This is a genomic window from Natrarchaeobius versutus (assembly GCF_041205745.1).
GTDB lineage: Archaea > Halobacteriota > Halobacteria > Halobacteriales > Natrialbaceae > Natrarchaeobius > Natrarchaeobius versutus.
This window is the reverse complement of the sequence record NZ_JBGFCC010000003.1, coordinates 128449-142055: the sequence shown is the minus strand read 5'-3', so window position 1 is coordinate 142055 and position 13607 is coordinate 128449. Positions and strand designations below refer to the sequence as shown.

Here is a 13607-nt window from a genome sequence, read left to right as displayed (position 1 = left end):
ACGAACGGTTGAGACGGTCTGCTGTACGTCGTTTCCCGCCCAACCGCGATCCGGACGGCGGGTGTGCCGGGAATCCGGTACAGCAAACCGTCTGACGACCACCGACACCCGAAATCGACCCATTCTGTCCCACCCATTCCGTCCCGCCTTTCACCACTCGTACGAACTGTCCATCAAATCCACACGATCTCCACTCACCGAGAACGTGTTCCGATCAGTCCTAGTACCGACGTTCGATCGGCACGATCGATTTCGCCATCTGTAGTATGGTTGCCACCATTCGACACTCCCGGATCGAGAAACTAATCAGGGGGTTCAAGAGAATCGAAGGCAGACCGATTCGTAGGAGAGCCGATTCGGTTAGCAGACACAGACGATGAAATCGCTCAAAAACGCCATCAGTTTCACAGAGCACGCCGAAGCCGCCACGGAGCGTCTCGAGCGTGCCGAGCCCTGGACGATCGCCCTGGCCGCCGCGAGCGCTCTCGTCGCGTTTCTCGTCATTTTGCCGATGTTCTGGCTGGTCTGGCAAGCGTCGACGGTCGAACTCTCCCGGGCGTACGATCTCATCGTTTCCTCACAGACCGCACGCATCACGGCGAACAGTATTGGATTGATGCTGTTCGTGACCGTGTTTTCGATTCTGCTCGGCGTTCCGCTCGCCGTATTGACGACCCGAACCGATCTCCCGTATCCGCGGTTCTGGACGGTCGTGGCCGCGCTCCCGCTCGTGATTCCGAGCTACATCGGCGCGATCGCGTTTACCGGCATGTTCGGTTCGGGCGGCGAAATCGACTCGCTATTCGGACTGGCGCTCCCACGGATCGACGGCCTCTCCGGCGCGACGTTCATCATCACGCTGTACACCTACCCGTACGTGTTTCTGACGACCCGGGCGGCGCTACTGTCGATGGACAGTTCGCTCGCCGACGCCGCACGGACGCTCAACGCCGGTCCGTTCGAAGCGTTCCGACGGGTCACGCTGCCGCAGATCAGGCCAGGGATCGCCGCCGGTGCGTTGCTCGCCGGCCTCTACGCGATTTCTGACTTCGGAACGCCTGCGTTCATGCGGGCGAGCGTCTTCACGAGCAGGATCTACTGGGAGTTTAGCAGTTTCAACGTCGAATACGCCGCGTTGCTCGCCTTGCAACTGATCGCGATCGTCGCCGTCGTCCTCGTCATCGAGGCAGGGATCGGCCGCGACGAGGACGTCAGCGGTGGCGGTGACACTGGGAGTACGATTCGGCTCGGCAACTGGAAGTGGCCGGCGATGGGATTCGTTTCGGGGCTGGGCGTGCTCACGCTCGTCGTTCCGGTTGCGATCTTCACGAACTGGGTGTTCCGAAGCGAGGGCGACCGCATCCCCGCTTACGAGTTCCAGTGGGGGTTGGCCTACAACTCCCTCCACCTCGCCGCACTCGCCGCGCTGGTTGCCTGCGTCTTCGCGCTGCCCGTCGCTTACTACTCCGGACGGGCGAATTCACTCGTCTCACGGGTGTTCGAACGGGCAACCTACGTCGGCTTCGCCGTTCCAGGCGTCGTCATCGGCCTCGCGTTAGTGTTCCTTGGAACCCGAACCCTGCCGTCGCTGTACCGGGAAGGCATCTGGCTACTCGTGTTCGCCTACGTCGTCCGGTTCCTTCCCCAGGCGGTCGGGACCGTCCGCTCGTCCGTCTTGCAAGTCGACCACCAGACGATCGAGGCCGCCCGAACGCTCAACGCCGGCCGACTCGAGGCGTTCCGTCGCGTGACTCTGCCCCTTATCATGCCGGGTGTGATCGCCGGCGCCGTTCTCGTGTTCCTGACGACGATGAAGGAACTGCCAGTGACGCTGATGCTCAGACCAATCGGAATGGAGACGCTCGTCAGTATCATCTGGAACGCCCAGGATTCGCTTGCGTACCGATACGCCGCGATTCCCTCGCTACTCCTAATCCTCATCTCCGGGCTCTCGATGATCGTCTTGCTCCGACAGGAGGGTGGCAAGATCGGTTGAGACGATCTGCTGTATCGATGTACCGGCACACCCGCGGGACTGGTCACGGCTACACTGGAAGTGACGGCCAGCAGTCCGCCCGACGGTCAATCGGTAGCCGGACGACATCAGCCGAAATCAACCGCCGGTGGTGACAGGCCACCACACTCGTGATATCCGCACTCTTAAGTCGATGTCGAAAGTTGTTCACACCAGCATGGACTACAGGCTCGAAATCGACGGAACACCGGCGACGATTCCCGGTGGCACCGGCGTTCTCTTACTTCATCCGAGCACCGGGGAAACGGACCGAATCGACACCGACTTTCTCAAAACCGACACCGACCACTTCCTCGTCGTTTCCACCCGAACCACTGCCCGCGAAGTCAGACAGAAACTCGAGTACTACGACGTCGATGAAGAGCGTGCGGAGATTCTCGACACCCTGAGCATCGACCGCGGCTACTCCCGGCGGAAGACGGATACCGTCCACTACGTCGCCGCCCCCGACGACGTCGACGGAATCGTCGAGCACATCGACGGCTTCCTCGAGAACCACGACGGTAAACTCCGGCTCAGCTTCGACTCCGTCACCGAACTCGCCTACTACGCTGGCGACGACGACGCCCTCGAAGCGGTCGACCGTATCATCGAACTGCTCAAGAAACACGACGCAGTCGGCCTCTTTCACCTCTCGGAAGAGCCCCACGACCCCTCGATCGTCGACGACTTTCGCGACCGATTCGACGGCGTAATCGACCTCGACGAGGACGGAAACGTCGACGCCGACTTCTGATACGAACGGTCAGCATCAGGCGAGAGAACGATCCACACCACGGATACCGAGCTACGACACCGGACAATCCACATGCCAGAGTACGATAAACTCGTCCGCGACCGAATTCCCGAGATCATCGAAGCAAACGACCAACGGCCCGAAACCCACGTCGCAGACGGCGAGGAGTACGCCGATCGCCTCGCCGCGAAACTCCGCGAAGAGAGCCAGGAGTTCGCGGACTCCGGCGAGTTCGAGGAGTTGGCCGACGTCCTCGAGGTCGTCTACGCGATCCTCGACAATCGGGAGCGAACGCTCGAGGACCTCGAGGCGACACGCCGCGGGAAACGATCCGAGCGTGGCGGATTCGCGGACGGAATCGTCCTCGAACGCGTCGACGAGTGACACGACGACGGAACTCGAAGCGGATTGCTCGAGGAAAAATTAGAAGGTATTTCTCGAGAGCAGAACTCGAGGATGTTAACTCTGCGAGCGCGTCGAACGTCTTTACTCTGCGAGCGCGTCGAACGTCTTCTCGGCCCAGGTGACCGCGTACCCGGGGCCGTGATCGCGGTAGGCGTCCGTCTCGAGTGCGGCAAACGGCGTGGGGAGTTCGATCGCGTGTTTGATCGCCGCACAGGCGAGTTCCGTCGCGTCGGCGAACTCGATCTCACCGCGGGCGGTTGCCCGCGGAAGGTCGGAGACGCGGCCCTCGAGGCGGTTTCCGGCGTCCTGCCAGGCCGCCGCGAGGTCGGGATGGTCGTCTCGCCAGTCGGCGAAGACCTCCCGCGTCTGGAGGCCGACCCACCCATCGTACAGCGCCGTCGCCACCTGGTAGGTGTCGTTCGGACCGAGCGAAACCGCACGATCGAACTCGCGATACCCCTCTTCGAAGAAGCCGAGGAAATGTTCGGGAACTCCAAGGCCCAGTTCGACGAACGCCTCGGCGAGGAGGAACTCGAGAAACGGCTCGGGTGAGCCCTCGACCCGCGGTTTGACGAGAACGACCGCCGGATCGGTCTGTTCGGTCCAGGCGATGCTTCCGTCGCCGGGCATTCCGATCGTGAACTCCGATCCGGCGTACCGCTGGAGCAACGTCGGCGCATCCGCCGGAAGCCACTCCGACGGATAGCTCACCGGCTCGAGGGTGTCGACGACCACCCCGAGATCCTCCGCGAGCGCCGGCTGGAGCGTCTCGAAATCGCGCTCGCAATCGAAGACGAGCGCGTCGGGTGCGTGCTCGTCGCGAACGTCCTCGAGGCGGTCCGAGAGATCGCGGCGCTCGAACATCAGACGAAGACGGTCTGGAAGACGAGCAAAAGCGACAGGATAGCCGAGACGGCGACGGTGCCAACGACGATCTTGGTTGGTGTACTCATACTCGAGACCAGTCGTTCCCGTCGCTTAAATCCATCTTTCTCCGTTTCAAGGCGCGATCGGATGGGTTTCTCGAGGTTCGTTCCGTCGCGCTCGACAGTTCGTGACGAGAAATAAATTATTTCTGATGGGTGGTCGACCGACGATTTCGTTCGGACAGTGGTATCGTCGGACAAACCCCCACTATTTCAGGTGGAAAACCCATACAATCCACTTGGAAGTGAGATAAGGGGTTATCTTCGTCTCGAGAGGAAACAGAGGGTATTAACGCGGAGGCTGACGCGGTTCGACTCGCGGCGAACCGTGAAAACGGATCGAATCGGGCGAGAGACTGGTTTCCGTTCAATGGCGAGTACGGAACCGCGGACGGCGGTCCGTCTCAGTCCTCGGCGTCCCGCCACGAATCTGGGACGTCGATCACGTACCGTCCGTCCTCCTGGAGGGAGATGATGTACTCCTCTCGATTGTATAGTTCCATCAAGTTGAGTTCGTACTGGCCCGGGCTGAGGATCTTGATGCTCTCGAACTGTTCGTTGAGTTCGGCTCGAAGCTCCTCGATCGATGGCTGATCGCCCGACGGTTCGCTGACGACACGTCCGTGATCGGGAGTGTCACCGGAGTCCGACACCGATTCGGCCTCCGCGGCGTCGTCGACGCTCGAGTCGACCTCGGTAGCTCCCTCGGAGGCGATGTCGGTAGCTTCCTCGGAGTCGGTCGAGGCGGGAGTTGCCGAAGGGTCTGGCGTCGAACCCGCCGTGCTGGTCGACTCGCCACGACCCGCCTCGCCGTTCCGTCGGTCGGCGGACGAACGCTCGGAGACGGGTGGCAAGTCGTCCTTCGAAATAATCTCACTCCGCGCGTCCGCCTGAGCTGATTCCTCCGATTCCGCGAGCGTGGCCGTTCGGTCTTCCGATCGGTTCGAGTCGTCGGACGTGGTCGAACCGCTGTCGGTCCAGGACGTACTCGGCGACGGAGAGTCGTCCGACTGTGCGGACAGAGATCGGTCCGGTTGTGTGGACGGAGAGCCGTCCGATTGTGCTGATGAAGGCTCCGAAGGCTCCGACTCACCGGCCGTTCGATCCTCCGGGCGACGCGCCGTCTCCGGCCAGGCCCGATCCGAGACGTCCGACTTCTCGAGGTGGTTCGCAGGAGACGCCTCTCGAGGCGAAGCGGGCTTTGATTCGGTCGTCTCCGTTGCCGGAACCCAGTCAGTAGCTACCGAATCCGATCCGTTCGTCCCGTCGTCCGCATCAGTTCGGCCGCTGTCGATTGCGTCGGCATCAGTTCGGCCGCTGTCGATTGCGTCGGCATCAGTTCGGCCGCTGTTGGATCTACTGGTGTCGGTTCCGTCCGTGTCGGTTCCACCGGAAGTGGAGGGGGGCTGGGCCCCGGTCGCGGCGTCCGTCGACTCAGTACTGGCTTTCGAGCCGTCGGTATCACGTGACGTCGACGGGGTGAACTGGAACTTGTTTCCGCCGCAGTTCGGACATCCCGACAGCATCTCCTTGGAGCCGTCAGGGAACGTCCGGCCGCAGTTCGTGCATTCGTGGGGCATTAGTTCGGAGTGGTGTAGATATTAGCTTCGAGAGACGAGGGCGCTGATGAGCGTCTCGTCTTTGTGAAGCGTCTCGATCCGGTTTGCCGGGCCGATCACGGTCAGTTTCGCCTCCGGTCCGTCGCCGCCCATGATTCGGCCGAGAAGCGAGGAATCCCCGCCGTCCGACTTTGGATACGTTTCGATCTCGATTCCGTTGAAGTTCTCGGGGTTGATCTCCGCCATCGTCGTCTCGATGAGCCTGCTCTCTTCGTCCGGCGTCAGTCCCTCCTCTAAGATGACGATGTTTCCGTCGTGGACGCCGTCTAAGATCATCCGGATCTTCTCCATCGTCGCCATGTTCTCCATGCGCTCGCCGCTGATCAGGTCGATCTGGATGCCGTCCGTGGGATCGGAGTCGTCGGCGTTAGTTGCTGTTGGCATCGAAGATCACCCGAAGTACTCCGCGATGTTCTCGTACACTTCGTCCATGTTCTCGCCTTCTTTCGCCGAGAGGGGGACGGTCTTGTGCTGTGGAAATGCATCCTCGATCCGCTTGACGCTCGAGTCGTCGAGATCGATCTTGTTCGCGAAGATGAGAACCGGGAGATCGCGAGATTCGATGATACCGATCAGCATCGTGTTGACCTGCGTGATCGGATCCTCCGCGCTGTCGAGGACGTAGATAACGCCGTCGACGTCCTCGCGAAGCCAGTGCATGGCCTCGGCGACGCCCTCGGTCGCCTCGCGGGAACGACGGATCGCGTCGTCTTCTTCCATCTCGTCCGTAAACTCCTCGTAGTCCACTTTCGTCGTCACGCCAGGCGTGTCGACGATGTCGATCGTCACCGTCTTTCCGTTGCGTTCGATCTCGACGTTTTCTTTCCTGCGCGCGCGGCGAGTCTCGTGGGGAATGTGACTCTCCGTCCCGATCGCGTCGCCAGTCCAGTCTCGAGCGATCCGGTTCGCGAGGGTCGTCTTTCCAGCGTTCGGTGGACCATAGATACCGATTCGTTTGGGTTCCTGTTCGGAGAACAGGCGGTCCGTAACCCGAGAGATACTATCTTTGAGTTCTGTGAACAGTCCCATCGTTAGGGCCTCCAGCACACGGGGTGTGTCTGCGCGTACTACTGAACCGAACTCACTTAAGCCTACGTCAAACGAGTTGATTCTCAGACAAAACAGAGCGTCGATCCTAACGAAATATTCGATCGGATGTCGGTCCCCCGAGAGGTGTGGGGAGAACGAGCACGTCGATTCGTAAGGATAGTTCGTGACCGATATGGTTCGGAGACAGATCCGAAACTGACCCGACAGACATACCCCCACCCCTTCGTTTCGTGTGGAGATCGCCGAACCCGTCGGACTCGAGAACTCGGTCGAGGACGCTGAGCGAGGTGAACTGACGTGGATCGAAGGAGATGGAAGGTCTACTGACCGAAATCGGCAGTATCGAGATGTCTAGTAACTCTTCGACTTGAGACGGGCAAATCTAGTACTCTCTAGCAATAAAACTAAACCACTCTAGTAACAACACTATTTTGCTAGTGTTGCGGATATTGTTTCTACTCCACCTAAATAAAACCTCCTAGATCAGATACCCTCGTTCCCACCCGGTCTCTCGTCGCGTTCCACTCGAAACGAAGGGGTGGGGGGGTTCCCCGAGAATATCACTTGCATCGACGCTCCATCTCCGTCGAACTACTGTCGACTCTCGAAGGTTGGTCGAACCTCACCACTCAGGACTCGCGGAACCGATCACTCGAACCGATCCACACGTCTCACTCCACCTCGCTTCACTTCCATCTCACTGCACTCGACTCCATCCAGTTCGACTCCTGCGTTCTCTCGAGACGTTTCCCGCGGGGCTTCGCATACGATATCGGTCTTCGGATCGAATCGACCGGTTTCCCACGGCAGAAATCGGTCTCGAGTCGAAACGAAGGGGGTGATACGGATCGTATTTCCTCGATTATCCTGAATTGAAGGGAAGAATTTATTATCCATGTGTTCCTCTGGTTCGTTTGCATCAACTGGATTCGAACTCGATCGATACTCTCGTAGATTGGCTGTGTTTCCCTATCTACACCCGCATAATCGCGTCTTCGGGTTCGAGTCTCCACACGAAACAAGGGGGTGCGTGTACGACGAATGTCAGACGACGATATGGACACCGGGTCGAACGAAATCGACGGGACGCGTGGGTTTTCCACGGATCTCGGCACAACGGAGCTCGGCGACGAGGAGTCGAACCAAGGGTTGTTCGACGATCTCCTCAGCGGCGAACCGATCTTCGAAAACAAGGAGGTCCTTCGCCCTTCCTACACGCCACACGAACTCCCCCATCGAAGCGACCAGATCAACAAGATGGCGACGATTCTGGTGGCGGCACTTCGCGGTGAGACGCCCTCGAATATCCTCATCTACGGAAAGACCGGAACCGGAAAGACCGCCAGCGCGAAGTTCGTCAGCAAGGAACTCGAGAGCACCTCCCAGAAGTACAGCGTTCCGTGTGACGTCGAATACATAAACTGTGAGGTCACCGATACGCAGTATCGCGTACTCGCGCAACTGGCGAACAAGTTCATCGAGAAGAACGAACGTCGAATCGACGACCGGGTCGACGAGCTAGAGTCCCTTCTGGACGCAGTCGACGAGTACGATCGGTCGCGTCCGTCCGATCCGTCTTCCAGCTCTCCCGACGGTGACTCCGATCTATTCGAATTCCCGATCGAGGACGCGGAGGGTCGCTCGGGCGGACCCGAAGCCGGAACCGATCGCGAGAATACGTCTCCTGTCACGTCCGGTTCGACTGATTCGCTTGGAGACTCCGATCGGCCTACTGATGGCGGTTCTCCAGTCGAAACAGGGGGGTTGGGGGCGAGTGGGTCTCCGACTCGAAACGAGGGGGATAGTCGATCGGCCGACGATTCCACCGAAGTCGGCGAGCCCAGCGGTGGCGAGCGGACGGGCGAGGCCGCCGACGCCGATCAGTTCATCACGACCGTGGACGGAGAGACGGACGGGAATCACGAGGGCGACGACGCCGACTTTCCCCCTGATCATCCACTCGAATCGACGCCGTTCGACTCGAAAGCGGCCGTCGAGACCCGAATCGAGTCGCTCGAGGAGGATCGAGAGTCGTTCGAGGAGGTTCCGATGACGGGATGGCCGACCGACCGCGTCTACAGCGTGTTCTTCGAGGCTGTCGACTACGACGAGCGAGTCGTCGTCATCATGCTAGACGAGATCGACAAACTCGTCGAGAAAAGCGGCGACGACACCCTCTATAACCTCTCGCGGATGAACTCCGAACTCGAGAACTCGCGGGTGTCGATCATCGGTATCTCGAACGATCTGAAGTTCACCGACTTTCTCGACCCGCGCGTCAAATCCTCGCTCGGCGAAGAGGAGATCGTCTTCCCGCCGTACGACGCGAACCAGTTGCGCGATATCCTCCAGCATCGATCCGAGGTGGCGTTCAAAGGCGGGGTGCTTTCAGACGACGTTATTCCGCTCTGTGCGGCTTTCGCTGCCCAGGAACACGGCGACGCGCGACGCGCGCTCGACTTGCTTCGAACCGCCGGCGAACTCGCCGAACGGGCCCAGTCCGAGACGATCGTCGAAGAACACGTCAGGCAGGCCCAGGACAAGATCGAACTCGATCGCGTCGTCGAGGTCGTCCGCACCTTACCGACCCAGAGCAAACTCGTCCTGTTCTCGATCATGCTCCTCGAGAAAAACGGCGTTCACAGCATCAACACGGGCGAGGTGTTCAACATCTACAAGCGCCTCTGTGAGGAGATCGACGCCGATGTCCTGACCCAACGGCGCGTCACCGACCTCATCAGCGAACTCGACATGCTCGGCATCGTCAACGCCGTCGTGGTCTCGAAGGGGCGATACGGCCGGACCAAGGAGATCAGCCTCTCGGTGCCACTCGAGGAGACCGAAGCCGTCTTGCTTTCTGACTCTCGGCTCTCCGATATCGACGACGTCCAGCCGTTCGTCCAGGCTCGGTTCGAGAACTGATCGCTCGGAACCGTCCTTTGCCCACGTCCTTCGTTTCTCGTCGGTTTCGGTGTTGACTCCGCCTGCGTGAGCGTCGTCACCGCCCGTTCCAGCGCTGCTGGAATCATCGACGGGCCAATATTGATGGGGTGAGTTCACTCGAGTATGAGACGACGGACGGTCATCGTCTGGGTCGCCGGTGTCGCTGGACTCTCCGGCTGTCTGTTCGCCGATGACCGACACGACGGGCCGCCGGAACTCCTCGGGTTCGGAGAGATCGAGGTCGTGATCGACGGATCGTCTGTCGATCTCTCCGAGGATCGGTTTCAGGCCGAACACGCGGACAACTACTCGTTGGCGTTTCACCTCCACGAGGGAGACGACTTCTGGTACATGGAGGGCGAGGAACCGGTGACCTTCGCCGAGGGGATCGACGCCCTCCCGTACTTCGCGTACGAACACGCGAGCGGCGCTGACATCGTCACCTACGACGGTGCCGTCTACGACGGACGCGATCCGGGAACCGAACTGACGTTTCTCGTCGACGACGACGAGGTGGATCCGACGCAGTACGTACTCTCCGACGGCGACGATTTGCACCTCGAGATTACGACCGAGGGCTGACCTCGAGAGCACGAGCGGACGTTGAGTTCGCGGTCACCGCCGCCGACTGAGTCCGTATCCGACGCCAGCGACGCCGGCGACGCCGAGGGATGCGGCGTTTCCGGCGCCGAGAACGCTCGAGGCGAGTGCGACCCCTGTGCCGTGGGGGAGTGGAGCGATCGTCGCGCCGAGAAGCGAGTCGAAAAACAGCCGGACGTGACCGAGCCACGGGACGCGAACCATCGCCTTACCGGTCACCCAGTCGGGGGAGACGACGTTGGTTTGGGCGCCGCCGCGGTACTGGTCGTAGCCGGGGTTATCGTCACCTTTCGTGACGAACCCATCGTGTGGGGCGGGACAGGTCGGCACGTCGTCGCAGGTGGCGTCGCCGACGTACTCCGGCTCTGCTTTGGTGTCGACCCAGTTTTCGTCTTCCGTTACCCAGAAGTGTGCCCGGTGTATGATCGGCGTGCGATGGTCGCTTCCGTCGGGTTTGAAGACGATCACGTCCCCGGCTTGGCCGAACTTCTCGTGGTTGCCGTTCTCGCCGTTCTCGAGGGTGACGACGCCGGTTCCGTCGATCGACTCGTCGCCGACGAATCGGTCGTCCGCGACGACGAAGACGAGGTCGCCACGTTCCATGTTCGGCTCCATGCTTCCGCTCTCGACCGCGACCAGAGGCGGCCAGATACCGCTGATCCCGAACAGAATCAGCGCGATGACGGCGACGATAGCGACGCTACTCAGAACGTCCCGGACGAAGACGACCGTTCCGTCTTCGGTGTCGAGAAACCAGCGGACGATTCCGTCGTCTTCGATCGTCACGTCACTCGTGGCGTCGTCGCTCGATGCGTCTGTGCCAGTGGGTTCGTCCGCGTCTGCGCCAGTGGGTTCGTCCGCGTCTGCGCCAGTGGATTCACTCGCCGCGGCGCCGTCGTCGGGTTCTCCCGGACGATCGGTGTTCCGCGTCGAATCGTGGGAATTCCAACCGGAATCCCCGGTATCCGAATCTCCGCCTGAATCGCCGGAGTGGGGACCGCTCATCGTCCCGCATTTTGCCGGGACGTGCAATCAAGGTTCCCCTCGTCGAACCGCGTTGAGCGCGGATAACTCCGGAACGATTCGGCGCCCAACCCCTGTTGCGGTCCTCTCGTCGACCCCGATTTCGTTCCGTGATTTTCGGCGCCTTCGACGTCGACGCTCACCGTTCCGGTGGCTCGGCGGACCTCGCCCCTCTGTACGTCTGCCCGTCTGCCCGACGAGTCGTCGGCCGTCGTTTCGCTACCCTTTTTTCGTCCGGTCGCCGATGTGGGGAGTGTGCCACTCGAGGGTGCGGCCCGGGTCGTCGACGAACTGACGAGCCGCGGCTACAACGCCGAGCGCGAGGCCGTCACGTTGATCGCCTCCGCCGAGAACCCGGCGGCCATCCTCGAACGCGTCGTCGAGGACGTCGCCGACGACGCGCTTGTCGTTCGGACCGACCACGTCGAGACGGCGCTCTCGATGGAATCGCCGTCGGCGGACCGAGCGTCACGGACCGGAGATTCGAACCCGAAACACCCCTCTGTTTCAACTGGAACGGAACCGGCCACTGCAGGCGAATCTGGTTCTCATTCTCCAGTTGAAACGAAGGGGTCGTCCGATGGAGACGGATCGCCGGCACACTCTTCGCCGGAGAGCAACCAGCCGCCGTCTACCGGAAACCGATCGGTCGACCCCGAGTTGCGGTCGCTCGAGATCGAAGGCGACATGACCGGCGAGAGTACGGGGACGGGCGAGTACGACGACTTCGTGGCGGTGTTTCGCGATCGTCTCGAGCGACTCGGCTCGAAGCTGAAGGGGCGGGTCAACCACCGACCGGCGACGGCGATCCAGAGCATGCCGGGCGGGAGCGAGGCGGGAATGGTGGGGCTGGTCAACGACGTTCGCTCGACCGCGAGCGGCCACTGGCTGATCGAACTCGAGGACGCCACGGGGACGTTCCCCTGGCTGGTGATGAAAGATCGAGAGTACGCCGATCTGGTCGAAGAACTGCTCTGTGACGAAGTGTTAGCGATGGAGGGGACGCTGTCGGACGACGCGGGGATCGCGTTCGTCGACTCGATGTACTTCCCGGACGTTCCCCGGACTCGCGAGCCACAGACGGCCGATCGCCACGTCCAGGCGGCGCTGATCAGTGACGTCCACGTCGGCAGTGACGAATTTATGGAAGACGCCTGGAACGCCTTCGCCGACTGGCTCTACACCGAGGAGGCCGAACGAATCGAGTACCTGCTGATCGCCGGCGACATGGTTGAGGGCGTCGGCGTCTACCCGAATCAGGACGAGGAACTCGAGATCGTCGACATCTACGAGCAATACGAGGCGTTCAACGAACACCTCAAGTCGGTCCCCGGTGACATCGAGATCGTCATGATCCCGGGCAACCACGACGCGGTGCGACTCGCGGAACCGCAGCCGGGGTTCGACGAGAATCTCCGCGATATCATGTCGGCTCACGATTCCCGGATCGTGAGCAACCCGTCGACAGTGACGCTCGAGGGAGTCTCCGTGCTGATGTACCACGGCGTCTCACTCGACGAGGTGATCGCCGAACTCCCCGAGGAGAAAGCGAGCTACGACGACCCACACAAGGCGATGTACCAGCTTCTGAAGAAACGCCACGTCGCGCCACAGTTCGGCGGGCACACCCGTCTCGCCCCGGAGGAACGCGACTATCTCGTCATCGAGGACGTTCCGGACATCTTCCACACCGGACACGTCCACAAGCTCGGCTTCGGCAAGTACCACAACGTGCTCGCGATCAACTCCGGCTGCTGGCAGGCCCAGACCGACTTCCAGAAGTCCGTCAACATCGACCCCGACTCCGGCTACGCCCCCATCGTCGACCTCGATACCCTCGACGTCACCGTCCAGAAGTTCAGCTGAGGACGTCGGCCTCGAGTCGAAATCGAACGGCCACGAGACGCGGTCTCACGTCGTCGGTTCGGCCCGATCCGACCTCGTAAGAACCGAACGCGAATTGCATCAGGCGACTCGACTCGAGGTACGCCGAGGTAACGGTCTCGCGGTCGTCGTCGCCGACGACCTCTCCGGTGGCGCGGGGAGTTCCCTCCCGCGAAGACGGAACGCACTCGTGAGGGTCACGGAAGTTCTTCCACCAGTTCGTCTCCGACCGCGGCGTGAGGACGGTCGGGTGTCTGTCGATCGAGCGGTTGGAGACCGGGAACGTGTAACGGTTCCCGCTTCGAGTGGCGACGTACGAGAGGAGCAGGAGGCGACGACTCACCAGCCAGTGACATCGCGATCGTAACAGCGGCGAAAGAGGGGAT

General features: G+C 61.2%; 13 protein-coding genes. 6 read left to right on the top strand and 7 right to left on the bottom strand.

The window, feature by feature from the left end:
- Positions 1-376 precede the first annotated feature (376 nt).
- The 3 genes from AB7C87_RS08720 (at position 377) to AB7C87_RS08710 (ending at position 3155) form a co-directional block, all read left to right on the top strand.
- On the top strand, positions 377-1996 hold the full coding sequence (locus AB7C87_RS08720) for an ABC transporter permease (protein WP_369729048.1): 1620 nt from the start codon (positions 377-379) through the stop codon (positions 1994-1996).
- A 196-nt stretch (positions 1997-2192) separates the two neighbouring features.
- The gene (locus AB7C87_RS08715; protein WP_369729047.1) at positions 2193-2771 is read left to right on the top strand and encodes a DUF7090 family protein; all 579 of its coding nucleotides are present in this window, start codon (positions 2193-2195) and stop codon (positions 2769-2771) included.
- 72 nt (positions 2772-2843) lie between these two features.
- Positions 2844-3155: a hypothetical protein gene (locus AB7C87_RS08710; protein WP_369729046.1), complete on the top strand. Its 312-nt coding sequence runs from the start codon at positions 2844-2846 to the stop codon at positions 3153-3155.
- Between the two features lie 102 nt (positions 3156-3257).
- On the opposite strand, the gene AB7C87_RS08705 is transcribed toward AB7C87_RS08710, so the two are convergent.
- The 5 genes from AB7C87_RS08705 to AB7C87_RS08690 form a co-directional block, all read right to left on the bottom strand.
- Positions 3258-4040, bottom strand: coding sequence for a DUF7089 family protein (locus AB7C87_RS08705; RefSeq protein WP_369729045.1), 783 nt, complete (start codon positions 4038-4040; stop codon positions 3258-3260).
- Positions 4040-4129, bottom strand: coding sequence for a hypothetical protein (locus tag AB7C87_RS24215; RefSeq protein WP_440590508.1), 90 nt, complete (start codon positions 4127-4129; stop codon positions 4040-4042). Before AB7C87_RS24215 ends, AB7C87_RS08705 begins: the two co-directional genes overlap by 1 nt.
- Positions 4130-4506: 377 nt before the next feature.
- A complete protein-coding gene (locus AB7C87_RS08700) occupies positions 4507-5682 on the bottom strand; it encodes an OapC/ArvC family zinc-ribbon domain-containing protein (RefSeq protein WP_369729044.1) in 1176 nt (391 codons plus the stop codon).
- A gap of 21 nt (positions 5683-5703) precedes the next feature.
- On the bottom strand, positions 5704-6105 hold the full coding sequence (locus AB7C87_RS08695) for a DUF2073 domain-containing protein (RefSeq protein WP_369729043.1): 402 nt from the start codon (positions 6103-6105) through the stop codon (positions 5704-5706).
- 6 nt (positions 6106-6111) lie between these two features.
- The gene (locus AB7C87_RS08690; protein ID WP_369729042.1) at positions 6112-6750 is read right to left on the bottom strand and encodes an Era-like GTP-binding protein; all 639 of its coding nucleotides are present in this window, start codon (positions 6748-6750) and stop codon (positions 6112-6114) included.
- Positions 6751-7812: 1062 nt separating this feature from the next.
- On the opposite strand from AB7C87_RS08690, the gene AB7C87_RS08685 reads away from it, so the two are divergent.
- Together AB7C87_RS08685 and AB7C87_RS08680 are read left to right on the top strand one after the other, a co-directional pair.
- The gene (locus AB7C87_RS08685; RefSeq protein ID WP_369729041.1) at positions 7813-9693 is read left to right on the top strand and encodes a cell division control protein Ccd6; all 1881 of its coding nucleotides are present in this window, start codon (positions 7813-7815) and stop codon (positions 9691-9693) included.
- A 144-nt stretch (positions 9694-9837) separates the two neighbouring features.
- The gene (locus AB7C87_RS08680) at positions 9838-10296 is read left to right on the top strand and encodes a hypothetical protein (RefSeq protein WP_369729040.1); all 459 of its coding nucleotides are present in this window, start codon (positions 9838-9840) and stop codon (positions 10294-10296) included.
- Positions 10297-10329: 33 nt separating this feature from the next.
- Here AB7C87_RS08680 and AB7C87_RS08675 read toward each other — a convergent pair whose 3' ends face one another.
- Positions 10330-11319: a S24/S26 family peptidase gene (locus AB7C87_RS08675; RefSeq protein ID WP_369729039.1), complete on the bottom strand. Its 990-nt coding sequence runs from the start codon at positions 11317-11319 to the stop codon at positions 10330-10332.
- Between the two features lie 273 nt (positions 11320-11592).
- Between AB7C87_RS08675 and AB7C87_RS08670 the strand changes: the two genes are divergently transcribed.
- A complete protein-coding gene (locus tag AB7C87_RS08670; protein ID WP_369729038.1) occupies positions 11593-13203 on the top strand; it encodes a DNA-directed DNA polymerase II small subunit in 1611 nt (536 codons plus the stop codon).
- Here the strand turns inward: AB7C87_RS08670 and AB7C87_RS08665 are convergent.
- Positions 13196-13564, bottom strand: a complete 369-nt coding sequence (locus tag AB7C87_RS08665) for a hypothetical protein (protein WP_369729037.1) — start codon at positions 13562-13564, stop codon at positions 13196-13198. The genes AB7C87_RS08670 and AB7C87_RS08665 overlap by 8 nt on opposite strands.
- Positions 13565-13607 lie beyond the last annotated feature (43 nt).